The organism is Methylorubrum sp. POS3, assembly GCF_043352485.1.
Taxonomy (GTDB): Bacteria; Pseudomonadota; Alphaproteobacteria; order Rhizobiales; family Beijerinckiaceae; genus Methylobacterium; species Methylobacterium suomiense.
Genome location: NZ_JAPRBT010000001.1, coordinates 440,644 through 464,160, shown reverse-complemented (window position 1 = coordinate 464,160; position 23,517 = coordinate 440,644). Strand labels below are relative to the sequence as shown.

Here is a 23,517-nt window from a genome sequence, read left to right as displayed (position 1 = left end):
CTAATCACCGGTTAAGCTCGCCCGCACCGCATGTCTCAGGCTCTTCTTGCTCCCGGCGCCGACGCGATTCCGGTCCACCTCGTCAGCGAGACCGGGTGGGATACGCTGCAGAATGCTCTGGCGCCGATCGAGCGCGGCTTCGCCTCGGCGAGCGGCTTCGCACCCAAGGCCGGGCGGCTCGCCCTTCTCCCCGCCGAGGACGGGTCGCTGGCCCGCGTGCTGTTCGGCCTCGGCGATCCATCAGCGGTGACGTTCGACCGCTTCCTGACCGGCAAGCTGCCCGGACTGCTCCCCGCGGGCGATTACCGCCTCTTACCGGCCGAGGGGACCGATCCCGCCGAAGCGGCGCTGGCCTGGCTCCTCGGCAGCTATAAGTTCGAGCGCTACCGGAAACCCGGCCCGGCCCGGCCCCGCCTAGTCGCGCCGGACGGGGTCGATGCGACCCGCATCGAGCGGATCGCGGCGGCGGTCGCCGCAGGCCGCGACCTCATCAACACCCCCTCGAACGATCTCGGACCTGCGGAGATCGAGGCGGCGATCCGCGGTCTCGGTGAGCGGTTCAACGCCACCGTTTCGGTCGTCACGGGCGAGGCGTTGCGGACGGAGTTCCCCCTGGTCCACGCCGTCGGGGCGGCCTCGCCGCGGGTGCCGCGCCTCATCGATCTGACGTGGGGGCCGGAGGGCGCACCCCGTGTGACCCTTGTCGGCAAGGGTGTGGTCTTCGACACGGGCGGGCTCGACATCAAGCCGTCGGCCGGCATGCTGCTGATGAAGAAGGACATGGGCGGCGCCGCGGCGGCGCTCGCGGCGGCCGAGATGATCATGGGCGATGACCTGCCGATCCGGCTGCGCCTCATCGTGCCGAGCGTCGAGAACGCCATTTCCGGTGAGGCTTTCCGCCCCGGCGATGTGATCCGCTCGCGCGCCGGCCTCACCGTCGAGATCGGCAATACCGATGCGGAGGGCCGCCTGATTCTCGCCGATGCCCTGGCACTCGCCGAGGCCGACGAACCGGAATTGCTGATCGATTTCGCCACCCTCACGGGGGCCGCACGCGTCGCCCTCGGCCCGGATCTGCCGGCCTTCTTCACCGGGGACGAGGGGCTGGCGCGGGCGGTCGCGGAGGCCGGCGCCAAGGTCCACGATCCCGTCTGGCGGCTGCCGCTGCACCCGCCCTACGCAAGCCTGCTCGACTCGAAGATCGCCGATCTGAACAACGTGTCGGGCGGCCCCTTTGCCGGTGCGATCACGGCAGCCCTGTTCCTGCGCCGCTTCGCCCCCAAAACCGGAGCCCATCTTCATTTCGATCTGTACGGCTGGAATCCGTCCTCGAAGCCCGGCCGACCGGAAGGCGGCGAGGTGCAGACCGCGCGCCTCGTCCACGCGCTGGTCGCCGATCGCTACGGCGCGGCCTGACCCGTCCTAGACCGGCAACGCGATCCCTTCGCGGTCGAGGACGGTGCGGACAGCGGGCCGGGCGACCATCGCCCGCGCATGCGCAGTCCAGGCTGGGAACATCGCCTCCATGGGGAAGCCGATCGCGGGCCCGCGGGCCCAGAGCCAGATCACGAGCAGGTAGGGATCGACGATCGAGTACGGCTCTCCCAGAGCCCAGCCGCCATTGGAGAGGCGCACCTCCGTCATCGTGCAGAGATCGCCGAAGCTGTCGGCACCCTTGGCCCGGATCGCCGCGAAGGCGGTCTCGTCGGCGGCATAGCGCTCCGGTCGGCGGACCTGCGCATAGGCCACCTGATGCCCGGTCGCGAGCCAGCCGAGCCACTCGTCGGCGATGGCTGCCTGACGCGGATCCTCCGGCGACAACCGGGCTTCCGGGTGGGCGCGGGTGAGGTGGCGCAGGATGGCGGAGGCTTCGGTGAGGACCCAGCCGTCCTCGTACAGCGCCGGCACCCGGCCCCGCTCGTTCACCGACAGGTATTCCGGTGCGCGCTGATCACCCCGGGCGAGGTCGAGCCGGACCGTCTCGAACGGCGCTCCGATCTCTTCGAGGGCGATATGCACCGCGAGCGAGCAAGCGCCGGGGGCGTAATAGAGGGTGCGCGCGGTCATCCTGGTCCTTCGCATCGGCCAGGATGGAGCCTGTCCCCCATCGCCCTCGGCCAACGACCGACCCAACGGATGAACCGGTCGCCTTGTTCGGTACTCTCCCGCGACCGCCCCTCGCCCCGTGCATGACATCTCGGGACGCGGCTGGGTCGCGGGATCGAGAAAAGCCTTAGAGCGGCTCGGAACCGCGGGCCATGGCGGCGATGCCGGTACGCGAGATCTCGACGAGGCCGATCACCGTGAGAAGCCGAATGAAGCGGTCGATCTCCTCGGTCGAGCCGGTCAGCTCGAACACGAAGGAGTTGAGCGTCGCGTCGAGGGTCCGGGCCCCGAAGGCGGCGGCGAGGCGGAGCGCCTCGCTGCGATGCTCGCCGGTGCCGACCACTTTCACGAGGCACAGCTCCCGCTCCAAGGCTTGGCCCTGCAGGGTCAGATCGACCACGCGGTGGACCGGGACGAGCCGATCGAGCTGCGCCTTGATCTGATCGATCACCGCATTGGTACCGGCGGTCACGATGGTGATGCGCGAGATGTGACGCGCCTCTTCGGTCTCGGAGACGGTCAGGCTCTCGATGTTGTAGCCACGGCCCGAGAAGAGACCGGCAATGCGGGCAAGGGCGCCCGGCTCGTTGTCCACGATCACCGCCAGGGTGTGACGATTGACGCTCTCGATCCGCGTCGGCTCGGGGTAGTGGGTGTTCATGGCGTTCATCGCGGAGCGTTCCTCGTTTTCGAATGTGATTGGCCCAGGATGCTGGACCCGTGTCCCGGCGGCGTGATACCGGCCCCACCATGGATCGGCGCCAGCGTGTCTTGAATTTCGTCCAGCCGCGGGGACGAATCGGCGTCGAGATCGGCCCCCTCACCCGACCGCTCATCCTCAAGAGCGAGAGCGAGGTGCTCTACGCCGACCATATGTCGACCGAAGCCCTGCGGCATCACTATCGCAGCCACCCGACGCTGGGGCCGGAGGGCATCGACGGCATCGTCCCGGTCGATCTCGTGCTCGGCGAAGGGGGATTGCCGCAGGCGCTCGGGGAACGCGGCCCGGTCGACTACATCGTCGCCTCGCACGTCGTCGAGCACCTTCCCGACCCGATCGGCTGGCTGGCCGAGGGCGCCGAAGTCCTGCGCGAGGGCGGCCTGTTCTGCCTGATCGTGCCGGACAAGCGCTTCACCTTCGACCATTTCCGCACGCCGACCAGCGTCGGTGCGGTCGTGGCCGCGCATCTGCAGCGCCTGCGCCATCCACCTCTCTCGATCGTCTACGAGCATTTCGCCCGCGCCACCGCGATCGACTGCCGGGCCGTCTGGCAGGGACGGCCCGCCTCGATCCGGCCGCTGACCGGTGGCCCGGAAGCGGCCCTGGAGGCCACGGCGCGGATCGCCGAGCACGGTGTCTATGTCGATGTCCACTGCACGGTGTTCACTCCGTTCAGTTTCGGCACCGTACTCGCGGAGGTGCTCGGCCTCGGCCTGCTTCCGTTCGAGTGCGCCGCCCTGGAGCCGACCCGCCCGATGGGAGACGAATTCTTCGTGCTCCTTCGCAAACGGTCCGATCGGACGCCGGCCGAGCGCGCGGCAAGCGTGCCGCGCCTCGACCCGCGCCGCCACGACGCGCTGCCGATCCCGAAGCTGACGGCACGGCTTGCGGTTGCCGCGCGACGGTTTCGGGGCCGCGGGACGCCGTGAGGCGTCCCGTTCGAGAAGGCCGCACATGGCCCTGCTGCCGGGTTCGCGATGCGGACCGGATCAGACCAGCATCTTGCCCTCGGCCGAGATGACGTCGCCGAGTTCGACCCCGGTCTCGCCGAGATAGTCCGACAGCAGCATCTCGTTGTGGGCCTTGCCCGACGGGATCATCGGGAAGCAGTTCTCGGTCTTGTCGACGACGCAGTCGAAGATGACCGGACCGTCGTAGTCGAGCATCTCCTTGATGGCGGCGTCGAGCTCGCCCGGCTTCTCGCAGCGGATGCCCTTGGCGCCGTAGGCCTCCGCGAGCTTCACGAAGTCCGGCAGGCTCTCCGAGTAGCTCTGCGAGTAGCGCGAGCCGTGCAGCAGCTCCTGCCACTGGCGCACCATGCCCATGTACTCGTTGTTCAGGATGAAGATCTTGACCGGCAGGCGGTACTGAACCGCGGTCGAGAGCTCCTGCATGTTCATCAGGATCGAGGCCTCGCCCGCGATGTCGATCACGAGCCCGTCCGGGTTGGCGAGCTGCGTGCCGATGGCGGCGGGCAGACCGTAGCCCATGGTGCCGAGGCCGCCGGAGGTCATCCAGCGGTTCGGCTCATCGAACTTGAAGTACTGCGCCGCCCACATCTGGTGCTGGCCGACCTCGGTCGTGACGAAGGTCTTGCGATCCTTGCACGCCTCGTAGAGCCGCTGCACCGCGTATTGCGGCTTGATGATCGTGCCCGACGGCCAGTAGGCGAGGCAGTCGCGCGCCTTCCACCGGGTGATCGTGTTGTACCAATCGGTCAGACGATCCTTGTCGGGCTGCTTGGGTTGCGCGCGCCACTGCGCCAGCATCTCCTCCAGCACCGCGCCGCAATCGCCGAGGATGCCGACATCGACCTTGACGACCTTGTTGATCGAGGACGCGTCCACATCGATGTGGATCTTCTTCGAGAACGGCGCGAACGCGTCGAGACGACCGGTGATGCGATCGTCGAAGCGGGCGCCGACGCAGATCATCACGTCGCAATCGTGCATCGCGAGATTGGCCTCGTAGGTGCCGTGCATGCCCAGCATCCCGAGGAACTTGTCGTCGGAGGCCGGGAAGGCACCCAGGCCCATGAGCGTCGACGTGACCGGGAAGCCCGTCTCGGCCACGAGCTCGCGCAGCAGGGTCGAGGCATGCGGACCCGAATTGATGACGCCACCGCCGGTATAGAAGACCGGGCGGCGGGCCGTGGCCATCAGCTCAACCGCGGCGCGGATCTTCTCGGCATCGCCCTTGACCGGCGGATTGTAGGTCTTGTGGCCGTTCTGGGTCGGGCGGCTATAGACCCCCTTGGCGAACTGCACGTCCTTCGGCAGATCGATGACGACCGGGCCCGGCCGTCCGTGGCTCGCGACGTAGAACGCCTCGTGCAGGATGCGCGGGAGATCGTCGATCGATTTGACCAGGTAATTGTGCTTCGTGCAGTGCCGGGTGATGCCGACGGTGTCGCATTCCTGGAACGCGTCGGAGCCGATCAGATGCGTCGGCACCTGTCCCGTGACGGCGACGAGCGGGATCGAGTCCAGCATTGCGTCGGTCAGGCCGGTGATGATGTTGGTCGCGCCCGGGCCGGAGGTGACGAGGACGACGCCGACCTTGCCCGACGAGCGGGCATAGCCCTCCGCCGCATGGACGGCGCCTTGCTCGTGGCGCACCAGCACGTGCTGGATCGTGGTCTCGTCGAAGAGCGCATCGTAGATCGGGAGCACAGCGCCGCCCGGATAGCCGAACAGAGTGTCCACACCCTGATCTTGGAACGCCCGGATGACCATCTGGGCTCCGGTCATGACCTCGCCGCTCATCGACTCCTCCATCAATCCGTTCTTTGTGTCTTCGTCTTCATGTCTCGGTGGCGTCGGGTTTCCGGCAACAAAAAAGGGCCCCGAGGGACCCTGCATGCGCCACCGACCGGGTCTGCCGGGCCTGCGATCAGGCCCGCCCGTTCCGTGGCGCTTCCGTTACGATAAGACCCGTGCGCATCGTCGATTCCGTTGCCGGTTTTGTCGCGAAGTGAGGCGGGCGGGTTAAGCGATGTGCGGGCCCGCGTCAATCGATTTGATCTGCTCTTGCGGCCCGCGACATCGACGCATCATCGATCTTCGGGTCTGGCGCAGCGGTCCCTGGGCCGCACTCGGCCAGTCTTGCCCCGCGGCGCCGTCCTTGCGAGCGTTTTGCGCATGACGACGTTTCGCCCCACGCTCTCGGCCTTCCAGGCTTTCGTTCTGTCGCTGGCGATCATCGCGCCGACGCTCGCCATGGCGTTCAACGTGCCGCTGGCGGTCCAGGCGGCGGGGCGCGCGGCCCCCCTGTCCTTCCTGCTCGGCGGCGCGGCGATGGCGTTGATCGGGCTGTCCTTCGTGGCCTTCAGCCGGCGTATCGCCAGTGCGGGCTCCGCGACGACCTATGTCGGCGCCGTGCTCGGGGATCGACTCGGCTTCCTGGCCGGCTGGGGTCTGCTCCTCGCCTATCTGGCCTTCCTGGCCTCGGCGACGGCTCTGGTCGGAGGGTTCCTCTCGGTCGCGTTGGGCCATCTCGGCGTGAGCCATCCGCAGCTCTGGCTCGCCCTCGCGCTGCTGGGCGGCGGAGTGGTGATCGGGCTCGGCGGTCGCGAGATCCGGCTCGCCACCACCGTCATGCTCGTCATCGAAGCGCTGGCCGTTCTGGCGATCGTGGTGCTCGCCCTCGTCATCCTAGTTCAAACGCCGCTCGATGCCGCGCCGCTGCGGCCGGACCCGGCGAATGGCCTGTCGGGCCTCGGCTACGGCATGGTCTTCGCCGTCCTCTCCCTCGCCGGCTTCGAGGGCGCGGCGACGGTGGCGGAGGAGACGCGCGATCCCCACCGCGCCATCCCCCTGGCGATCCTCGGCTCCCTCGCCGCGGCGACGCTGCTCTACGGCTTGGTCTCCTATGCCCAGGTGATCGGCTACGGACTCGACCGCATGGAGGACCTCGCCCGCGATCCGGCGCCCCTCGACACCCTGGCCCTGCGCTACCTCTCGCGCGGCTACGGGATCTTCCTCGATGCCGCCGCCGGCATCAGCTCGCTGGCCTGCGCACTCGGCACGGCGGCCGCCGCCGCGCGCATCCTCTACGCGCTGGGGACCAGGGGGGTCGGAGCCGGCTTCGCCCGCCTCGATCCGGCGCACGGCGTCCCCGCCCGGGCTCTCCGGTTCGTCGGTGGATTGACCCTGGCCTTCCTGCTGATCTTCGGCTCTTGGAGCAGCCCGCGCGCCTTCAGCGAGGCCTTCGCCACGGTGGCGACCCTCGTCCTCATCTTGGTCTACATGGCGGTCGGGCTCGCCCAAGCCGTGTTCGCGGCGCGCCATCGAGCCTGGATCTGGTGCGGCGTGGGCTTGGCCGGGAGCCTGATGCTCGCTTGGCCGCTGCTCAACAGCCTCTATCCCGCACCGGCATGGCCCGGCCCGCTCTGGCCGCTCGTCGTACTGGCCTGGATGGCATTGGGCGTGGGCCTTCTGCGATTCCACCCCGGCGTGCGTTCCGGCGGCAGCGCCGCCTGGCTCGAAAATCGCTAGCCGCTTCGTCCATACGGACCACCGTCGGGCGCGTTGCGGTGATTTTGCCGGGGGCTTTCGGGAACAGGCCGGCGGCGATTCCGTTCTGCCGGTCAAGTTCGGCGAGCCAGCATCCGGCGTCATCCCAGCTTCGGCGGCCCATCACCACGACGAGGATCACCCACCGTCATGTGCGGAATCTGCGGAGAGATCAGCTTTGGCGGCGCGGCCGATCCGGGCGCGGTGCGGGCGATGATGGCGGTGCTGAGCCCCCGCGGACCGGACGGATCGGGCCTCCACGGCCAAGGTCCGGTGATGTTCGGCCATTGCCGGCTCAAGATCATCGATCTGTCGGAAGCCGGTCAGCAGCCGATGGTCGATCCTGAGCTGGGCCTCACGGTCGTCTTCAACGGCTGCATCTACAATTATCAGGAGCTGCGCGCCGAACTCGAGGGCAAGGGCTACCGGTTCTTCTCCACCAGCGACACCGAGGTCGTGCTCAAGGGCTATCATGCCTGGGGCAAGGATTGCGTGAAGCGCTTCCTCGGCATGTTCGCCTTCGCGGTGCATGAACGCGATTCCGGCCGGGTGGTGCTCGCCCGCGACCGGCTCGGTATCAAGCCGCTCTATTTCTCGGAATCGGGCAAGCGCTTCCGCTTCGCATCTTCGCTTCCGGCCCTGCTCGCGGCCGGCGATGTGGACACCTCGATCGATGGCGAGGCGCTGCATCACTACATGAGCTGGCACGCGGGCGTGCCGGCGCCGCTGACCATCCTCAAGGGGGTTCGAAAGATCCACCCGGCGACGATCCTGACGCTGGAGCCGGACGGGACGCACAAGAAGGAGACCTACTGGTCGCTGACGGTCGGCCCCTGCGCGGAGGATCGCGGCATGAGCGAGGCCGATTGGCGCGAGGCGGTGCTCGACTCCCTCGGAGTCGCGGTCGCCCGCCGTCAGATCGCGGACGTCCCGACCGGTGTGCTGCTCTCGGGCGGTCTCGATTCCTCGATCATCGTGGCGCTGCTCGCCCGCAACGGCCAGAAAGGGCTCAAGACCTTCTCGGTGGGCTTCGACGCGGTGAACGGCGTCGAGGGCGACGAGTTCAAGTATTCCGACATCATCGCCCAGGAGTTCGACACCGATCACGCCAAGCTCGTGGTCGACGGCTCGAAGACCCTGGAAGCGTTGCCGCTCGCGATCCACGCCATGGCCGAGCCGCAGATGAGCCACGACGCCGTGGCCTTCCTGCTGCTGTCACAGGAGGTAGCCAAGCATGTGAAGGTGATTCAGAGCGGACAAGGCGCCGACGAGGTGTTCGGCGGTTATCACTGGTACCCGAAGCTGATGGGATCGACCGATCCGGTCGCCGATTACGCGCGGGTCTACCACGACCGCGACCACGCCGAGATGCGCGAGGCGCTCTCTCCCGACCTGATCGGCGCCGATTACAGCCGCGACTACCTCGCGCGCTTCTTCGCCGATTCCAAGAGTGCCGGTGCCATCGACAAGACGCTCGAACTCGATCAGCAGATCATGCTCGTCGATGATCCGGTCAAACGCGTCGACAACATGACCATGGCCTGCGGGCTGGAAGCGCGGGTCCCCTTCCTCGACCATGAACTCGTGGAACTCGCTGCCCGCATCCCCGCCGAACTGAAGGTGCGGGACGGCGGCAAGTACATCCTCAAGGAGGCGGCGCGGCAGGTGGTGCCGGCGGCGGTGATCGACCGGCCGAAGGGGTATTTTCCGGTCCCCGCGCTCAAGCATATCCGCGGGCCGTTCATGGAGTTCGTGCGCGATGTGCTCGACAAGCCGGTGGCACGCGAGCGCGGCTTGTTCAACCGCGCCTATGTCGACAAGCTCCTGGCCGATCCCGACGGGACGCTGACGCCGAAGGGCAATTCCAAACTCTGGCAGGTGGCGCTGCTGGAGGCGTGGCTCCAATCGCACGGCGTCTGACGGGGCACGCCCTTTGACGCCGCTTTGCCCTTAAGGTGACGCGGATTCTCCACGATCATCCCCGATGCGCCGGTGAACGAGATGCCCGGGGTGGGAGCCGAATACCATGTGTCGCTGGATCGCCTATCGAGGCCGTACGATCCCGCTGGAGCACTACATCACCGAGCCGGCGCATTCGCTGGTCTCGCAGAGCATCAAGGCGCTCGAATCGACCGCCTCCACCAACGGGGACGGCTTCGGCCTCGGTTGGTACGGCGACCACCCGGAGCCGGGCCGCTTCCGTGAAGTCCAGCCGGCATGGTCGGACGAGAACCTGCGCTACCTCTGCCGGCACCTGCACTCGCACCTGTTCTTCGCCCATGTGCGGGCGGCGACCGGAACGCCGATCACCCGGCCGAACTGCCATCCCTTCGCCTGCGGGAAATGGCTGTTCATGCACAACGGCTATGTCGGTGACTGGGCGCGGTTGCGCCGGCCGATCGAAGCCCTGATCCCGGACGAACTCTACCCGTCCCGCTCCGGCACGACCGATTCCGAGGCCCTGTTCCTGGCAATCCTCGGCCAGGGCCTGATGGCCTCGGCCGAGCCCAGCGACCCGATCACCGCGACGGCGCGGGCGCTGGCACGGGTGACGGAGCTGGTCGGCGGCATCGACGACGGTCATCCGTTCCGCTTCACGGCAGCCCTGGCCGACGGGCACGACCTCTACGCCTTCCGCTACGCGGCCAACGACGCAGCCAACAGCATGTATTACCGTCAGTCGGCGGACGGTGTGGTCGTGGTCTCCGAACCCCTCGACAAGGAGCACGAGAGCTGGACCCCGGTGCCCGACAACAGCGTCGTGGTGGCCCGGCGGGACCAGCCGGTCGAAGTGCGCTCGCTCAAGGAGTTCGGGCTGGCCCGTCGCTCAGGCCTGCCGCGCCTGCAATTGCCGATGAGCGCTTGACGAGACTCCACCCCCGTCATTCCGGGTTCGCTTCGCGCCCTGGAATGTCATCGGATTTTTGAACGAGCTCGTCCGGAAGCGGTCTCGTCTCACGAAACCCAGGCTTGGCTGCCCACCGCCGACAGGGTCATGCTGTCCGAACCGACATCGCCCGCATCGTAGCCGAGGATCTGCGCCAATTGCTCGCGGGCGCGCCAGACCCGGCTCTTCACCGTCCCGATCCGGCAGTTCATCACCGTCGCCGCCTCCTCGTAGCTGAGGTTCTCGATCGCGACGAGGATCAGCGCCTGACGCATCGGCAGGGGCAGCTTGGTCAGTGCCGTCTGCGCGTCGAGAAGATCGACATGGCCGGATTGCTCCGGCGCCGCCGCGAGCCGGTCGGCATAGTCGCCATCGCTGTCGGCGATCTCGCGCACTTCCTTGCGATGACGCGAGTAGAACGCGTTGCGCATGATCGTGAACAGCCACGCGCCGAGATTGGTGCCGACGGTGAAGCGCGCGCGGCTGCGCCACGCCCGCAGGAAGGTGTCCTGCACGAGATCGTCGGCCGCGGACGGATTCTTGGTCAGCGACATGGCGAAGTTGTAGAGCCGCGGAGTCATCGCGATGATCTCCGAGCGGAAGGAATCCTCGTCGCGTCCCTCCTGCGCGACCAGCACGGTGTCGAGACGAGCGAGGAGTTCATCGAAGCGGCTCGATCCGGCGCTCGGACTCCCCGGCATTCGGGCATAGGCTTCGGCGAGAAGTGTGCCGAGTCGGTGCTGAATGTCGACGGCGACCATGGGCGGTTCGCCCAGCGGTGAGATGGCAGAAGCCAGGGCAGTCTTAGGCATCAGGTCCTGTGGCGGTCACGGACATGTGCAAGGGCGCATGCCCCCGCACCCACTTTGTCCCGCGAATGAACTAGGCCTGCGCCATCATAGATTAGGGCAACTACGTTCTGAGTACGTTCTCGAAAGCCACCTTCGAGACCTGCGACAACTCGTTCCAAGACGATTGGTGATACGCATCTGTGTACGAACGGATTATGTCACATACTAATATTTGTTTATCGGCGATCGAACGATCTCGGCGCTGCGAAGTTGTCGGCAAACGGCATAGCTGCCGGCATTGAGGGACCGTCGGAACCCATGGGTTGGCCGCTGCGCATCATCGTCGCCTCCGGTATCGCAGCCGGAGCCGTTCTCGCGGTGGGCGCCTTCGGGCGCTTCAGCTACGCGCCGATGCCCGATGCGGCCGACGTACTGAACCGCGACCGGTACGCGATGCGCACGGCCTACGATCTGCTCGGACGGCGCGTTTCGGCCGAGGAGGCGGAGCGGATGAAGGCGACACCGGAGGGCCGGGCCGCCCTCTCGCCGGAAAACGGTGCGGTCGCCATCGACGAGGCGCTGGTCCAGCGCGGGCGCGAGGCGTTCTATCGAGAAACCTTCGGCAACGAGGTGTTCCTCTCCGATGTGATGGGCATGCTCGACGGGGGCCTGTCACCCTTCGAGGTCGCCCGTGCGGTGCTGGCCCTGGGCGGTGGCGCGACCACCAACCTCAAGGTCCGGATGAGTCGCGACATGACGGTGGGGGACCGGACATGGCGCAAGGGTGAGGAGGTGCCGACCGGCCTCGACGTGGCCAAGGGCGCGCCCGCCATCATCGGCATCCGCACCTTCTACGACCGCGGGACCCTGCGGATGGGCATCACCTGCGCGCTCTGCCACGCGGCGGTCGATCCCGCCTCCGGCAAAGTCGTGGAGGGAGCGCCCAACACCGATCTCAATGCGGGCCTGCTGATGGCGCTCTCGAAGAACGCCAGCGCCTATTTCATGCATGCGAGCCTGGATCTCGCCGCACATCCCGGCGATCCGGCACGGACGGTGTCGCAGGCGGACGGCGGCAAGGCACCGCTACCCGACCCGCGGAGCTTCGAGGCGGCCGCCAAGGTTCAGGTCGGGAGTTGGCCGCCGGGCAGCTTCGATTCGTCGGCCGATCGCATCACCAATCCGACCTCGATCCCGTCGAGCTTCTCCGCTTACGGTGAGCCCTATAGCTGGAGCGGACGTGAGGCGGTGGGCCCGTTCAAGGGTCTCTCGTCCCTCAACAACAACGTCCACGCCGCCAACTCGGACACGACGCAGCAGACGGCTGCCGCCCGCACGCTGTTCGGACTGGATCCGGAACTTTATCTCGGCACGGTCCTTCAGGGCGCCGCCCGGGAGGCCCTGCGCTACGATCCCGCCGGGACGAAGCGCCCGACCGAGGTGCTGGCGGCCGCCGATCCGACGCCGGAATCGCCGGGCCTCAACCGATACGCGGTGCTGCCGAGTTTCCCCGCGACCAATTACATGACCGATAACGGGCTGTTCGCCTCCGTCCTCGGCGAACCCGCCAACCACGCCAATAACGCCATGTCGGCATACCAGAATCTTCTGCGGGCGCCGAACGCTGCCTCGGGCGACGCCGCTTCGATCAAGGCGGGCCGCGGCGTGTTCGAACGGGCCGGCTGTGCCGGGTGCCATTCGGGCCCCGCCCTCACCAACAACCGCATCATACCCGTGGAGGAGATCGGCACGGAGCCGACGCGGGCGCGGGCCGGAGCCAAGATGGAGGCGCGGCTCTCGCCGCCGGCGATGTTCGCCACCGATACGCCCTTCCCGCTTCCCGAATCCCCGAAGATCGTGCCGATCCCTCTCGAAGGCGATGCACTGAAACAGGTTCAGCTCGGCTGGGCCCATGCGGGCACCAAGGGAGGCTACAAGGTGCCGAATCTCGTCGGTCTCGCCTGGACGGCGCCCTACCTGCACGATTCCGGGGTGTCGGTCGGTCCCGACGCGATCCGGCAACTGGGCGTGCCCGGCACGGTCGATGCGGGCGTCATGCCCGATCCGGCCAACAGCCTGCGCGCCCTGGTCGATCGCGACCTGCGTGCCAAGGTGGTGGCGGCGAATGCCGGTTCCGAGAAGACGCGCACCGCCCGCGTCACCGGCGAGGGCCATATGATCTGGGCCGATCGCGCGGCGGGGTTCTCGGACGAGGAGCAGACCGCGCTCGTCGCCTACCTGCTCTCGGTCGATCGCCTGACCGAGGACGTGGCGACGCCCTGATCGCGCCGCGCCCGCTGCATCAGCACCCGCGCGGCCTCCGCGAAGGCCGCGACCCAGGCATCCGGATCATGGTGCGGCCGATCCGATCGGAGCGGGCGCTTCGTTCTCGCCGGCATCGGGATGTGCAGGAAGATCGCCGGACAGTCTTGAGCCAGAGCGCGGAAATACGCGGCGTTGCAGAGGTAGCGTCCGGCATCGCGCGAGGCCACGACCTTCAACCCGGCCCGCATCAGCGAAACCCGCACCGCCTCCGTCGCCGGACTTCGCCGCAGGGCCGGCGCCCCGGATTCGAAGGCTAGACTTCGCGAGACGGCACCTGACGCGTCGGGAAACAGCCGACTGACGCGGTTGACCGCGCGGGTCTCCACGCAGATGCGCCGCCGGCTCGCCGCGACGCCGATCATCAGCACCGCCGCAGGCTGACGCGCGAGGGCCGGCGCCAATTGCGCATCGAGGGCCGCGTAGCGGGTGTCCAGGATCAGGCAATCCGGTGCGGCCCCGAGGATCCGCCGCAGATGGGGTGAACTGGCAAGACGCCGCGCCACGCGGGCGCTCGGGTTGTCGGGCACCCGGGGAAACGGGCCGAAGCCGGTGATCAGCAGGCGGGCCACCGACAATTCCCCGTCACGAGCCCTCAGGAAACAAATGGGCAGGGCGAGCGGATCAAAAACGCTTCACAACCCGATCAGCTCCGCGATCGCCTGAGCCCCCGCGGCCGGCGAATGATCGCCGGAGGCCACCGATTTCTCCGCCTCGGCGGTGGCCTTGCGCACTTCGGGGGAACCGACGAGGCGCTGGTGAAGCCGCTCATGGACGAGGGCCCACATCCATTTCACGTCCTGCTCGCGGCGCTTCTTCTCGATTTCGCCGGTGGCCGTGAGCTTCTGGCGGTGATCCTCGATCTTCGACCACAGCGCGTCGAGGCCCTTGCCGTGAAGCCCGGAGATGGTGACGACCGGCGGCGTCCAAGTGGACGAGGGCGGCGTCAGGATGTGGAGCGCCGCGCGGTATTCCGAGGCCGCCGCGCTGGCCCGGCGCTCGCCCTCGCCGTCATCGGCCTTGTTGACCGCGATCATGTCGGCGAGTTCGAGGATGCCCTTCTTGATGCCCTGCAGCTCGTCGCCGGCCCCCGGCAGCATCAGCACGAGGAAGAAGTCGGTGAGGTCGGCCACCGCCGTCTCCGATTGCCCGACGCCCACCGTCTCCACCAGGATCACGTCAAAGCCCGCCGCCTCGCAGAGCAGCATCGTCTCGCGGGTCTTCGCGGCGACGCCGCCAAGAGTGCCGGAGGAGGGTGAGGGCCGGATGAAGGCGTTGCGGTCGTGCGAGAGTCGGGCCATCCGCGTCTTGTCGCCGAGGATCGAGCCGCCGGTGCGGGTCGAGGACGGATCGACCGCCAGCACCGCCACCTTGTGGCCGGCCTCGGTGAGAAGCGAGCCGAGGGCGTCGATGGTCGTCGATTTGCCGACCCCCGGCACTCCGGTGATGCCGACGCGGATCGCCTTCCCGGTCTGCGGCAGCACCGCATCGATCAGGTCGCGCACCGCCGCGCGGTGATCGGCCCGGCGGGACTCGGCCAACGTGATCGAGCGGGCGAGCGCGGCGCGGTCACCGCGCAGAAGGCGTTCGCGGAGGGTGTTGATATCGGGGAGGACGGCGCTCATGCCGTCTTCATGCCGGGCCGACACGCGGTCGTCGAGAGGTGTTCGGCGTTCCTGCCCCGCCATGGCCAAGATCATGCGCGAAAGCCGCCGCATTGCCGGGGGACGAACTGACCATGACGATCGATGCCAGCCGCCGCTCCTTTCTGAGCCTCGCCGCAGCGGCGGGCCTCGCGCCCGCCCTCTCGGGCTGCGTGATGGATGGTCTGGCCACCGGCTCGGTGGCGGAAACGCAATCGGCGCTCGATGTCAGCCCGGTCCTGCTCGTCGCCACCACCCGCCGGCCGGCGGCCGGCACTCCGCCGAAGGCACCGTTCTTCGGCTCGGACCGCGGCCGCGGCCTGAGCTTCACCGAGGCGCGCATGTCCGCGCCCGACCGCTCGCTCATCGGGAAGGTCTCGGCGGTGGTGTCGGGGGATTGGGGCGTGCGCTCGGTCGGCGACGTGACGACCGGCCCCGGCGCGGCCTCCGCCTTCGCGCAGGCCGCTTTCGGCCGCGACGTGCTGATCTACGTGCACGGCTATCGCGAGAGCTTCGAATCGGCCGCCGTCAGCGCGGCACGGCTCTCGGACGGCGTGCGCTTCTCCGGGGCATCGGCCCTGTTCACCTGGCCCTCGGCCGCGGCGACCTTCGATTACGGTTACGACCGGGAGAGCGCGCTCTGGTCGCGCGACGCCTTCCAAGATCTGCTGAAGGCCTTCGCCAGTTCGCCGAGCGGCGGGCGTATCCACATCGTCGCCCATTCCATGGGCACGCTCCTGACACTGGAAACCCTGAGGATGCTGCGCGCCGAAGCGGGCGAGGCCGCGGTGGCACGGATCGGCGCGGTGGTCCTCGCCGCGCCCGACATCGACATCGACCTCTTCACCAACGGCGTCGAGCGGCTCGGACCCGACGCCAAGCGCATCACGGTGATCTCGGCCACCAACGACCGGGCGCTCGAACTCTCTGGTGCCATCGCCGGCGGCGTCGTGCGGGCGGGCGCCGCCGACCGCGAACGTCTGGAGGCCCTCGGGGTGCGCGTGGCCGATGCATCGGACTACGGTGGCGGCCTGTTCAACCACGACCTGTTCCTCACGAACCGCGAGGTCCAGGCGGTGGTCAAGCGCGCCATCGCCCGCGGCAGCAGCGGCGGCTGAGGCGGACCGCTCCCGCCCGATCCCGGCGATTATCCCGCGGCCACCGCATTCGCCATCGACGAATCCGGTGCCGCCGGCCTACAAGCCCCCAGCCCCTTCTCCTTCCAAGGCTTGCCCATGTTCACCCTCGAGATCGACGGCACGGCGATCGCGGTCATCAATGGCGACGAGGCGACCGCCCGCGACCTGTTCACCTGCGACGGCTTCAAGGAGGACATCCGTACGCTGACCGTCGACGGCAACCCGATCTGGAACGGGACCTCCGAGCTCAAGGTCCGTCCGGCGAGCCAGGACGAGATCGACGAGTTCGACGAGGCCATCGCCGCCGATCAGGGCGAGGGTGATTTCGAGCCCGATCCGCAGCATGCGAGCCAGGGCGACGGCGCGGACGATGAGGAAGACGAGGCCGACATCGTGTTCCTCGTTGATATCGACGACGAGGACGACGGCGAGGAGCAGGACGAGGCCTGAGCGGCCGAAATCCCCATCACACCCTTATCCTGAGGTGGCGCCGCGCAGCGGCGCCCTCGAAGGAGGGTTCCAGTTCGCGCGCGATTGACTGGAGCCCTTGTTCGGGGCTGAACTGACGCTCAGCACCTTCGGATAAGAGGGTTGGGTCGGAATGAGCGGGCTTGAGCCGCTCACCACCACGCCTGCCCAGCCCCGAGCGGCGGTAAACCGAGATGCGCCGCGACGGAGGCGCCGATATCGGCGAAACTTTCGCGCCGACCCATCGGACCCGGCGCGATCCCCGGTCCGAACGCCAGAACCGGCACCTGCTCGCGGGTGTGTTCGGTGCCGTGCCAGGTCGGGTCGTTGCCGTGATCGGCGGTGACGATGCAGAGGTCACCGGGGACGAGCGCTGCCTCGATCTCGGGCAGGCGGACGTCGAAGGCCTCCAGTTCGGCGGCATAGCCCGGCACGTCGCGGCGGTGACCGTGCTCCGTGTCGAAGTCGACGAGATTGAGGAAAACGAGGCCGCCCTCGGGCAAACCGGTGAAGGCGGAGAGTGCTGCGTCGAGGCATGCGGCGTTGCCGATGGGCTTGATCTCGAGACCCGTGGCACGGTGAGCGAAGATGTCGCCGATCTTGCCGACGCTGACGACGCTCCGGCCCGCCGCCTGCGCCACGTCCAGCAGGGTGTCGGCCGGGGGCGCCACGGAGAAATCCTTGCGATGGCCGGTGCGGCGGAAGCCGCCCACGGCGTCATCGACGAAGGGCCGGGCGATCACGCGACCGACCCGGTAAGGATCGCAGAGCCGTCGCGCGATGCGGCAGGTCTCGTAGAGACGTTCCAGGCCGAACGCCTCCTCGTGGGCTGCGATCTGGAACACGCTGTCGGCCGACGTGTAGCAGATCGGCCGACCGGTCCGGAGATGGTCGGCGCCGTGGGCGTCGATGATCGCGGTGCCCGAGGCGTGCCGGTCGCCGAGAATGCCCGGGAGATCCGCCTCCCGCACGAGCGCGGCGATCAGATCCGGCGGAAAGGCCGGCCGGGTATCGGGGAAATGGCCCCAATCCTCCAGCACCGGCACGCCCGCAATCTCCCAATGCCCCGACGGCGTATCCTTGCCCGCGGCGGTCTCGACGGCGTGGCCCCAGAGTGCACGCGCGGCGTCCACCCGCCCGAGGCCCGGCGGCACCCGGCCAGTGGCGCCCGCGCAGGCGAGGCCGAGCCCGAATGCGGCGAGGTTCGGCAGGCGCAACGGCCCAGCGCGCAGGCCCGGCCGGTCGCCCCTCCCCTCAACGCAGGCTTGCGCGATATGCCCCACGGTGTCGGAACCGGCATCGCCGTAGCGGGCGGCATCCGGCGCGCCGCCGATGCCGACGGAATCGAGGACGATGAGCAGCGCGCGCGCCATCCTCAGGCCGTGACCGGCTCGGCGGTCGTCGCCGCGTCGAGTTCGAACGCCGCCGCGAACAGGGTTCGGGTGTACTCGGTCTTCGGCGAATCGAAGATCTGATCCGCCGGCCCCTCCTCGACCACCTGCCCGTGCTGCATCACCAGCACGTAGTTCGAGAGGGCGCGCACCACCTTCAGATCGTGGCTGATGAACAGGTAGGCCAGCCCGCGCTCGCGCTGGAGATCGCGCAGGAGCGTGACGATCTGGGCCTGCACCGAGCGATCCAGGGCCGAGGTCGGCTCGTCGAGGACGACGAAGCGCGGATTGAGCACGATGGCACGGGCAATGGCGATGCGCTGCCGCTGGCCGCCGGAGAATTCGTGCGGGTAGCGGTCCATCACCGCCGGATCGAGGCCGACATCGGTGAGCGCCTTGGCGACCCGCGTCCGGCGCTCGGCCGAGGTTTTGACCAACCCCTGGACGCTGAGACCTTCGGCGACGATGTCGCCCACCGACATGCGCGGCGACAGAGAGCCGTAGGGGTCCTGAAACACCACCTGCATGTCCTTGCGCAGGGGTCGCATCGCCCCGGCGCCGAACGCCTCGATGCGCTTCCCGAGGAAGACGATCGGCCCTTCGGATTCGGTTAGACGCAATAGCGCGAGTCCGAGCGTGGTCTTGCCGGAACCGGATTCCCCGACGACGCCCACGGTCTCGCCCGCCCGCACGAGAATCTTCACGCCGTCGACCGCCTTGACGTGGCCCACGGTGCGGCGGAGCAGTCCCTCCTTCAGCGGAAACCACACCTTAAGCGGCCCCGCCTCGACCATCCATTCGGCGCTCGTATCGACCGGATTGGCGCGGCCCGAGGGTTCCGAATCGAGCAGGCGGCGCGTGTATTCGTGCTGCGGCCGAGTGAAGACCTGGGCGACGGGTCCGGCCTCGACGATGCGCCCGCGCAGCATCACGCAGACCCGGCCCGCGAGGCGACGGACGATGCCGAGATCGTGGGTGATGAACAGGATCGCCATGCCGAGCCGCTTCTGCAGGTCGGCGAGCAGGGCGAGGATCTGGGCCTGAACGGTCACGTCGAGGGCCGTCGTCGGCTCGTCGGCCACCAGCAGGTCCGGCTCGCAAGCGAGAGCCATGGCGATCATCACGCGCTGCCGCTGGCCACCGGACAATTCGTGCGGATAGGCGCCGAGCCGCCGCTCGGCGTCGCGGATGCCGACGAGTTCGAGCAGTTCGAGGATGCGCGCCCGCGCCTGCCTGCCCCGCAGATTCCGGTGGATCTCCAGCACCTCGCCGATCTGCCGTTGGATGGTGTGGAGCGGGTTGAGCGAGGTCATCGGCTCTTGGAACACCATGGTGATGTCCGCGCCGCGCACCTTGCGCAGTTCCTTCTCCGGGAGGGTCAGGAGATCGCGCCCCTTGAAGACGATCCGCCCCGAGGGGTGATGCGCGGCCCCGTCGAGAAGCCGGAGGATCGAGAGCGCGGTGACCGATTTTCCCGAGCCGGATTCTCCCACCAGCGCGAGCGTCTCGCCCCGATCGATGGAGAACGACACGCGGTCGACCGCCAGCGTCTCACCCTCCCGGGTGCGGAAGGCGACCGAGAGATCCTCGACGGTCAGAAGGGTGTCGCTCATCGGGCCCCGAAGACATGCACGCGGATCGCCACGGCTGCGCAGGGCTCGCGGCGGGTGTTGGGTTATAGCGCGCGGACCCGAACACGCGAATCGTCCGCCGCGCTGCATTCGCCGGTAGGGCCACACCTCATGCACCGGCGCACGCTACGCATGCCGCGCGAGCGACCTAGATGGGCGGCGTGTCCCGTCTCCGCTCGCCCACCCTTGCGACCTTTCTCGCACTCCCGTTCATCGCCATCGCCGGCGAGGCCGATGCGACGGCCTCGCCCGAGAGCGAGACCGTGGAGCAGGCGCTCTGCCGATTGATCGAAGGTTCGGCCAAAACCCAAAATCTTCCGGTGCCGTTCCTGACGCGCCTGATCTGGCGCGAGAGCAGTTTTCGCGTCGGCGTCGTGAGCCCGGCCGGGGCCCAGGGCGTGGCGCAGTTCATGCCGGGCACGGCCAAGGAACGCGGCCTGAGCGATCCCTTCGACCCGGAGCAGGCCATCCCGCACGCCGCCCACTTCCTGGCCGACCTGAAGCGTCAGTTCGGCAATCTCGGACTGGCGGCGGCCGCCTATAACGGGGGACCGGGCCGGGTGACGAATTGGCTCGCCGGCTCCGGCGGCCTTCCGGCGGAGACACGCGCCTACGTCATCGCCATCACCGGACGCCCGGCGGAAGAGTGGCGTCCGAATGCCGCCGTCGAGATGCCGGAGGGCAAGGGCGACGGGAATGGTGGCAAGGGCGCGAAGCCGTCCGAGAATACGCCAGCCCCCGAGGCCGAGACCCAGAGCTGCCTTCAGGTCACCGCAGCCCTGCGCATCCCATCGCGCGGCGACCGCTTCGCACTGCCCGTCGAGGGGGGCCCGGCGGCGCCTTGGGGCATCCAGCTCGCCGGCAACTTCTCCAAATCGCTGGCGCTGGCGAGCTTCCAGCGGGCGCGGACACGCTATGCCGGCGTGGTCGGCGAGGTACGGCCGATGATCATCGGCACGCGCCTGCGCTTCCGCGGCACGCGCACCTTCTACCGCGTGCGCATCCCGGCCGAGACCCGCGGCGCTGCCGATACGCTCTGCCAGAAGATCCGTGGCGTCGGCGGCGCCTGCATCGTGCTGCGCACGTGAGCCGGTCAATTCCGACGCATCTCACCTTTCGCCGTGCCCGCGCCATGAATCCGCCGCGCGCACCGCGTCAATCCCAGGCTGACATGATCAAAGCGTTCGTCTCCCTTGTCTCGCTGATCTGCCTCGGGCTCGTCGCCGTCGGCCTGAGCGGCTGTTCGCCCCTGGCCCTGTTCGACGCCCTCGGCCCCCGCGACAAGGGCGGCCGCTTGGCCCTGAAGGATGCGGCCTACGGCGAGGATCCCCGTCAGCGCCTGGACGTGTTCGTCCCGAGCGTCCCGCTGGACCGAGCCCCGGTGCTGGTATTCTTCTACGGCGGCTCTTGGAACAGCGGCAGCAAGGCCGATTACGCCTTCGCCGCTCAGGCGCTCGCGGCCCAGGGCTTCGTGACCGTGCTTCCGGACTATCGACTCTATCCGAAGGTGCGCTTCCCCGACTTCCTGGAGGACGGCGCCGCGGCGATCGCCTGGGTGCGCGACAATATCGGCAGCTACGGCGGCGATCCCGCCCGCATCGTGCTCGCGGGCCATTCGGCGGGTGCCTACAACGCCACCATGCTCGGGCTCGATCCGAGCTATCTGCGCCGGGTCGGCGTCGACCCGCGCGTGATCCGGGCGGTGGCGGGCCTGTCCGGACCCTACGATTTCCTGCCCTTCGACCAGAAGACCTCCATCGACGTGTTCGGGCAGGCCCCCGACGCGAAGGCGACGCAGCCGGTCACCTTCGCCGGCCCCCATTCCCCGCCGACCTTCCTGGCCACAGGTGACGCCGACGTCGTCGTCCGCCCCCGCAACACCGAGAGCCTCGCCGCCCGCCTGCGCAGCGCCCGCGTGCCCGTCCAGGAACGGGTCTATCCGGGGCTCGACCACGCCGACACCTTGCTCGCCCTCTCGGTCACCTTCCGGCGCAAGGCCCCCGTACTCGCCGAAATGAGCGCCTTCCTGCACCAGCATGCCGGAGCCAAGCGGCTGACGACGCTGACGATGCACTGAGCACCGCGCTCACCGTTCCGCCTCCTCCGGGATCGGGCGCGGTCGGCGATCCGGCCCGATGGCCACGAAGGTGAACAGGCCTTCGGTGACCTTCATAGTGGTCTCGCCCTCGCGCTCCCGCCGCCAGACCTCCACCTGAATCGCCATCGAGCTGCGCCCGGTCCGAACGATCCAGGCGTAGAGGCTGACCTCGTCGCCGACGACGACCGGCCGATGAAAGGTCATCGCCTCCACGGAAATGGTGGCGCAGCGGCCCCGGGCCCGACGCGCCGCGACATTGCCCGCCGCCAGATCCATCTGCGCCATCAACCAACCGCCGAAGATGTCACCGGCCGGGTTCGTATCCGCAGGCATCGCGATGGTGCGGATCACGGGCGCGCCGCGCTCCAACGGTGGCGCGGGTGGAAGATTGGCATCGCTCGTCATTGTGTTGTCTCAGTTGCGGATCCTGCATGAGGAATCTTGGCTTTAAGGTCTTCGCACCGGACCGGCGACAGGCGATTCGTACTGTCTAAAATCTGCCGAATCCCGTCGCAGAACGCCGATCCCCGTTTGGCTGGAAGCGTAGCGATTGCGAGCCCGCGTTCGTCGAGAAGCGATCGCTCGAATGCGACAGATGGCGTTAACCGATCTTTAACCTTCCGATTGCCTGCGCCGGCCCGCTGTGAGAGCTTCTTAACGTGAGCTTAAGAGTTCGGGTCGGGTCATGCGTAACCAGTTCGCCCAGCGTCGCCTCTCCGTCCTCCGCAACGGCGTCCTGGCCGGCCTCGCCCTGATCGCCGGTATCGTGACCGGCTTGGACGCGCGGGACGCTGTGGCACAGTCCCTCCCGACGATGGGACCCTCGGCGGTGACGACCGGTGCAGCCCGGCCGATCGTCGCCTGGGCCGAGTTCTGCGAGCGCTATCCGGGCGAATGCGCGGTCGATCGCACCGAGGCCGCCTCGGTCACCCTCACCCCGGCCCTCTGGCAGACCATCAACACGATCAACCGCCGCATCAACCGCGCGGTCGAGGCAGTGACGGATCAGGAGCATTGGCGGGCCGCCGATCGCTGGGACCTCGCCGAGGACGGCCGGGGCGATTGCGAGGATTTCCAGCTGCTGAAGCGCCGCCTGCTGGTCCAGGCCGGATTGCCCCGCCGGGCGCTGCGGATGACGGTGGTGATCGACGAGAAGGGCGAAGGTCACGCCGTGCTGACGATCGTCACCAACCGCGGCGATCTCGTCCTCGACAACAAGACCAGCGCCGTGCTGCCCTGGATGCAGACCGGCTACACCTTCGTGAAGCGCGAGAGTCAGGATGCCGTGGGCTGGGTGGCTCTGGGTCGCGACGCCTCGCCGGTCACCGCGGCCAATCGCTGAAAATAACCGTCCCGCTTCGGGACCGGATCGCGAGGTTGCGCGTTATCCGGTCTTAACGGGCCGGCGGTGAAGGTTGACGGATGGTTTCCGGAGCCCCGCACGGCACCGGATAACCGCTGTCCCGCCTACGGTTCGCCGCCATGCGTCGCGTTCTTCCCTTCGTGCTTCTGCCGTTCCTCGCCGTGGCCCCCGCCCGTGCCGAAGAGAGTGCCGGCGCGCGGCATGCCGCTTGGCAATCGTGCCTGGACGTAGCCTTCGCCGAGCAGGCCCGCACCGCGAGCAGAAGCTTCGCCGCGACGAAGGCGGTCACGACCTGCCGCGAGCCCGAGGACGCGTATCTCGCCGCCCTGTCCACCTCGCCGATGATGGACGGTGAGGATGTTGCGCGCATTCGACCGGCCTTGGTCGCCCGCGCCCGCGAGCGCCTGATCGGCCTTCCGCGCCTCAGCGCCCTTTAAGCCTCC

At 68.4% G+C, this 23,517-nt stretch carries 21 protein-coding genes; 12 read left to right on the top strand and 9 right to left on the bottom strand.

Going from position 1 to position 23,517, the window contains the following annotated elements; all coding sequences use genetic code 11:
- Positions 1 to 30: 30 nt before the first annotated feature.
- Positions 31 to 1,416, top strand: coding sequence for a leucyl aminopeptidase family protein (locus OWC43_RS02235; protein WP_393955553.1), 1,386 nt, complete (start codon positions 31 to 33; stop codon positions 1,414 to 1,416).
- A gap of 6 nt (positions 1,417 to 1,422) precedes the next feature.
- On the opposite strand, the gene OWC43_RS02230 is transcribed toward OWC43_RS02235, so the two are convergent.
- Both OWC43_RS02230 and ilvN read right to left on the bottom strand, forming a co-directional pair.
- Entirely contained in the window at positions 1,423 to 2,067 is a 645-nt protein-coding gene (locus OWC43_RS02230; RefSeq protein WP_393955551.1) for a glutathione S-transferase family protein, read from the bottom strand.
- A gap of 166 nt (positions 2,068 to 2,233) precedes the next feature.
- Positions 2,234 to 2,776 carry an acetolactate synthase small subunit gene (ilvN, locus tag OWC43_RS02225; RefSeq protein ID WP_137829268.1) on the bottom strand — a complete coding sequence of 181 codons (543 nt, stop codon included), beginning with the start codon at positions 2,774 to 2,776 and terminating at the stop codon, positions 2,234 to 2,236.
- A 50-nt stretch (positions 2,777 to 2,826) separates the two neighbouring features.
- Between ilvN and OWC43_RS02220 the strand changes: the two genes are divergently transcribed.
- On the top strand, positions 2,827 to 3,756 hold the full coding sequence (locus tag OWC43_RS02220; RefSeq protein ID WP_393955550.1) for a methyltransferase domain-containing protein: 930 nt from the start codon (positions 2,827 to 2,829) through the stop codon (positions 3,754 to 3,756).
- A gap of 60 nt (positions 3,757 to 3,816) precedes the next feature.
- On the opposite strand, the gene OWC43_RS02215 is transcribed toward OWC43_RS02220, so the two are convergent.
- Complete coding sequence (locus tag OWC43_RS02215) at positions 3,817 to 5,592, bottom strand: acetolactate synthase 3 large subunit (RefSeq protein WP_137829269.1); 1,776 nt, start codon at positions 5,590 to 5,592, stop codon at positions 3,817 to 3,819.
- A gap of 375 nt (positions 5,593 to 5,967) precedes the next feature.
- On the opposite strand from OWC43_RS02215, the gene OWC43_RS02210 reads away from it, so the two are divergent.
- The 3 genes from OWC43_RS02210 to OWC43_RS02200 all read left to right on the top strand — a co-directional run bounded on the left by OWC43_RS02210 (position 5,968) and on the right by OWC43_RS02200 (position 10,207).
- The gene (locus OWC43_RS02210; RefSeq protein WP_393955548.1) at positions 5,968 to 7,323 is read left to right on the top strand and encodes an APC family permease; all 1,356 of its coding nucleotides are present in this window, start codon (positions 5,968 to 5,970) and stop codon (positions 7,321 to 7,323) included.
- A gap of 168 nt (positions 7,324 to 7,491) precedes the next feature.
- Positions 7,492 to 9,261 carry an N-acetylglutaminylglutamine amidotransferase gene (locus OWC43_RS02205; protein WP_393955546.1) on the top strand — a complete coding sequence of 590 codons (1,770 nt, stop codon included), beginning with the start codon at positions 7,492 to 7,494 and terminating at the stop codon, positions 9,259 to 9,261.
- Between the two features lie 106 nt (positions 9,262 to 9,367).
- Positions 9,368 to 10,207 carry a class II glutamine amidotransferase gene (locus tag OWC43_RS02200; RefSeq protein WP_137829272.1) on the top strand — a complete coding sequence of 280 codons (840 nt, stop codon included), beginning with the start codon at positions 9,368 to 9,370 and terminating at the stop codon, positions 10,205 to 10,207.
- 89 nt (positions 10,208 to 10,296) lie between these two features.
- On the opposite strand, the gene OWC43_RS02195 is transcribed toward OWC43_RS02200, so the two are convergent.
- Complete coding sequence (locus OWC43_RS02195) at positions 10,297 to 11,040, bottom strand: sigma-70 family RNA polymerase sigma factor (protein ID WP_137829273.1); 744 nt, start codon at positions 11,038 to 11,040, stop codon at positions 10,297 to 10,299.
- A gap of 297 nt (positions 11,041 to 11,337) precedes the next feature.
- Between OWC43_RS02195 and OWC43_RS02190 the strand changes: the two genes are divergently transcribed.
- The gene (locus OWC43_RS02190) at positions 11,338 to 13,302 is read left to right on the top strand and encodes a cytochrome C oxidase Cbb3 (RefSeq protein ID WP_393955544.1); all 1,965 of its coding nucleotides are present in this window, start codon (positions 11,338 to 11,340) and stop codon (positions 13,300 to 13,302) included.
- Here the strand turns inward: OWC43_RS02190 and OWC43_RS02185 are convergent.
- On the bottom strand, positions 13,254 to 13,913 hold the full coding sequence (locus OWC43_RS02185) for a peptidase C15 (protein WP_393955542.1): 660 nt from the start codon (positions 13,911 to 13,913) through the stop codon (positions 13,254 to 13,256). The two genes, OWC43_RS02190 and OWC43_RS02185, sit on opposite strands and share 49 nt — an antisense overlap.
- 63 nt (positions 13,914 to 13,976) lie before the next feature.
- Positions 13,977 to 14,966 (bottom strand): methylmalonyl Co-A mutase-associated GTPase MeaB, encoded by a 990-nt coding sequence (meaB, locus tag OWC43_RS02180; protein WP_393955541.1) that lies wholly within the window; start codon positions 14,964 to 14,966, stop codon positions 13,977 to 13,979.
- Positions 14,967 to 15,079: 113 nt separating this feature from the next.
- Between meaB and OWC43_RS02175 the strand changes: the two genes are divergently transcribed.
- Positions 15,080 to 16,102 (top strand): alpha/beta hydrolase, encoded by a 1,023-nt coding sequence (locus OWC43_RS02175; RefSeq protein ID WP_137829277.1) that lies wholly within the window; start codon positions 15,080 to 15,082, stop codon positions 16,100 to 16,102.
- A 117-nt stretch (positions 16,103 to 16,219) separates the two neighbouring features.
- Complete coding sequence (locus tag OWC43_RS02170; protein ID WP_137829278.1) at positions 16,220 to 16,573, top strand: hypothetical protein; 354 nt, start codon at positions 16,220 to 16,222, stop codon at positions 16,571 to 16,573.
- Between the two features lie 170 nt (positions 16,574 to 16,743).
- Here OWC43_RS02170 and OWC43_RS02165 read toward each other — a convergent pair whose 3' ends face one another.
- Both OWC43_RS02165 and OWC43_RS02160 read right to left on the bottom strand, forming a co-directional pair.
- Positions 16,744 to 17,964, bottom strand: coding sequence for a phosphopentomutase (locus OWC43_RS02165; RefSeq protein ID WP_393955540.1), 1,221 nt, complete (start codon positions 17,962 to 17,964; stop codon positions 16,744 to 16,746).
- Between the two features lie 2 nt (positions 17,965 to 17,966).
- Positions 17,967 to 19,595 (bottom strand): ABC transporter ATP-binding protein, encoded by a 1,629-nt coding sequence (locus OWC43_RS02160; protein ID WP_393955539.1) that lies wholly within the window; start codon positions 19,593 to 19,595, stop codon positions 17,967 to 17,969.
- A gap of 179 nt (positions 19,596 to 19,774) precedes the next feature.
- Here OWC43_RS02160 and OWC43_RS02155 point away from each other — a divergent pair, with 179 nt between their 5' ends.
- Both OWC43_RS02155 and OWC43_RS02150 read left to right on the top strand, forming a co-directional pair.
- The gene (locus tag OWC43_RS02155; RefSeq protein ID WP_393955538.1) at positions 19,775 to 20,701 is read left to right on the top strand and encodes a lytic transglycosylase domain-containing protein; all 927 of its coding nucleotides are present in this window, start codon (positions 19,775 to 19,777) and stop codon (positions 20,699 to 20,701) included.
- Positions 20,702 to 20,784: 83 nt separating this feature from the next.
- Positions 20,785 to 21,690 (top strand): alpha/beta hydrolase, encoded by a 906-nt coding sequence (locus tag OWC43_RS02150; RefSeq protein ID WP_137829282.1) that lies wholly within the window; start codon positions 20,785 to 20,787, stop codon positions 21,688 to 21,690.
- 9 nt (positions 21,691 to 21,699) lie between these two features.
- Here the strand turns inward: OWC43_RS02150 and OWC43_RS02145 are convergent, their stop codons facing one another.
- Complete coding sequence (locus tag OWC43_RS02145) at positions 21,700 to 22,116, bottom strand: acyl-CoA thioesterase (protein WP_393955536.1); 417 nt, start codon at positions 22,114 to 22,116, stop codon at positions 21,700 to 21,702.
- A 280-nt stretch (positions 22,117 to 22,396) separates the two neighbouring features.
- On the opposite strand from OWC43_RS02145, the gene OWC43_RS02140 reads away from it, so the two are divergent.
- Positions 22,397 to 23,053: a transglutaminase-like cysteine peptidase gene (locus tag OWC43_RS02140; protein ID WP_393955535.1), complete on the top strand. Its 657-nt coding sequence runs from the start codon at positions 22,397 to 22,399 to the stop codon at positions 23,051 to 23,053.
- 140 nt (positions 23,054 to 23,193) lie between these two features.
- Positions 23,194 to 23,511, top strand: a complete 318-nt coding sequence (locus OWC43_RS02135) for a hypothetical protein (RefSeq protein WP_393955533.1) — start codon at positions 23,194 to 23,196, stop codon at positions 23,509 to 23,511.
- Positions 23,512 to 23,517 lie beyond the last annotated feature (6 nt).

Bases quoted from the DNA above. Each gene is read 5' to 3' on its own strand.
- OWC43_RS02235 (WP_393955553.1), top strand. From the start codon at position 31: ATGTCTCAGGCTCTTCTTGCTCCCGGCGCCGACGCGATTCCGGTCCAC.
- OWC43_RS02230 (WP_393955551.1), bottom strand. From the start codon at position 2,067: ATGACCGCGCGCACCCTCTATTACGCCCCCGGCGCTTGCTCGCTCGCG.
- ilvN (WP_137829268.1), bottom strand. From the start codon at position 2,776: ATGAACGCCATGAACACCCACTACCCCGAGCCGACGCGGATCGAGAGC.
- OWC43_RS02215 (WP_137829269.1), bottom strand. From the start codon at position 5,592: ATGAGCGGCGAGGTCATGACCGGAGCCCAGATGGTCATCCGGGCGTTC.
- OWC43_RS02210 (WP_393955548.1), top strand. From the start codon at position 5,968: ATGACGACGTTTCGCCCCACGCTCTCGGCCTTCCAGGCTTTCGTTCTG.
- OWC43_RS02205 (WP_393955546.1), top strand. From the start codon at position 7,492: ATGTGCGGAATCTGCGGAGAGATCAGCTTTGGCGGCGCGGCCGATCCG.
- OWC43_RS02200 (WP_137829272.1), top strand. From the start codon at position 9,368: ATGTGTCGCTGGATCGCCTATCGAGGCCGTACGATCCCGCTGGAGCAC.
- OWC43_RS02195 (WP_137829273.1), bottom strand. From the start codon at position 11,040: ATGCCTAAGACTGCCCTGGCTTCTGCCATCTCACCGCTGGGCGAACCG.
- OWC43_RS02190 (WP_393955544.1), top strand. From the start codon at position 11,338: ATGGGTTGGCCGCTGCGCATCATCGTCGCCTCCGGTATCGCAGCCGGA.
- meaB (WP_393955541.1), bottom strand. From the start codon at position 14,966: ATGAGCGCCGTCCTCCCCGATATCAACACCCTCCGCGAACGCCTTCTG.
- OWC43_RS02175 (WP_137829277.1), top strand. From the start codon at position 15,080: ATGACGATCGATGCCAGCCGCCGCTCCTTTCTGAGCCTCGCCGCAGCG.
- OWC43_RS02170 (WP_137829278.1), top strand. From the start codon at position 16,220: ATGTTCACCCTCGAGATCGACGGCACGGCGATCGCGGTCATCAATGGC.
- OWC43_RS02165 (WP_393955540.1), bottom strand. From the start codon at position 17,964: ATGGCGCGCGCGCTGCTCATCGTCCTCGATTCCGTCGGCATCGGCGGC.
- OWC43_RS02160 (WP_393955539.1), bottom strand. From the start codon at position 19,595: ATGAGCGACACCCTTCTGACCGTCGAGGATCTCTCGGTCGCCTTCCGC.
- OWC43_RS02150 (WP_137829282.1), top strand. From the start codon at position 20,785: ATGATCAAAGCGTTCGTCTCCCTTGTCTCGCTGATCTGCCTCGGGCTC.
- OWC43_RS02145 (WP_393955536.1), bottom strand. From the start codon at position 22,116: ATGACGAGCGATGCCAATCTTCCACCCGCGCCACCGTTGGAGCGCGGC.
- OWC43_RS02140 (WP_393955535.1), top strand. From the start codon at position 22,397: ATGCGTAACCAGTTCGCCCAGCGTCGCCTCTCCGTCCTCCGCAACGGC.
- OWC43_RS02135 (WP_393955533.1), top strand. From the start codon at position 23,194: ATGCGTCGCGTTCTTCCCTTCGTGCTTCTGCCGTTCCTCGCCGTGGCC.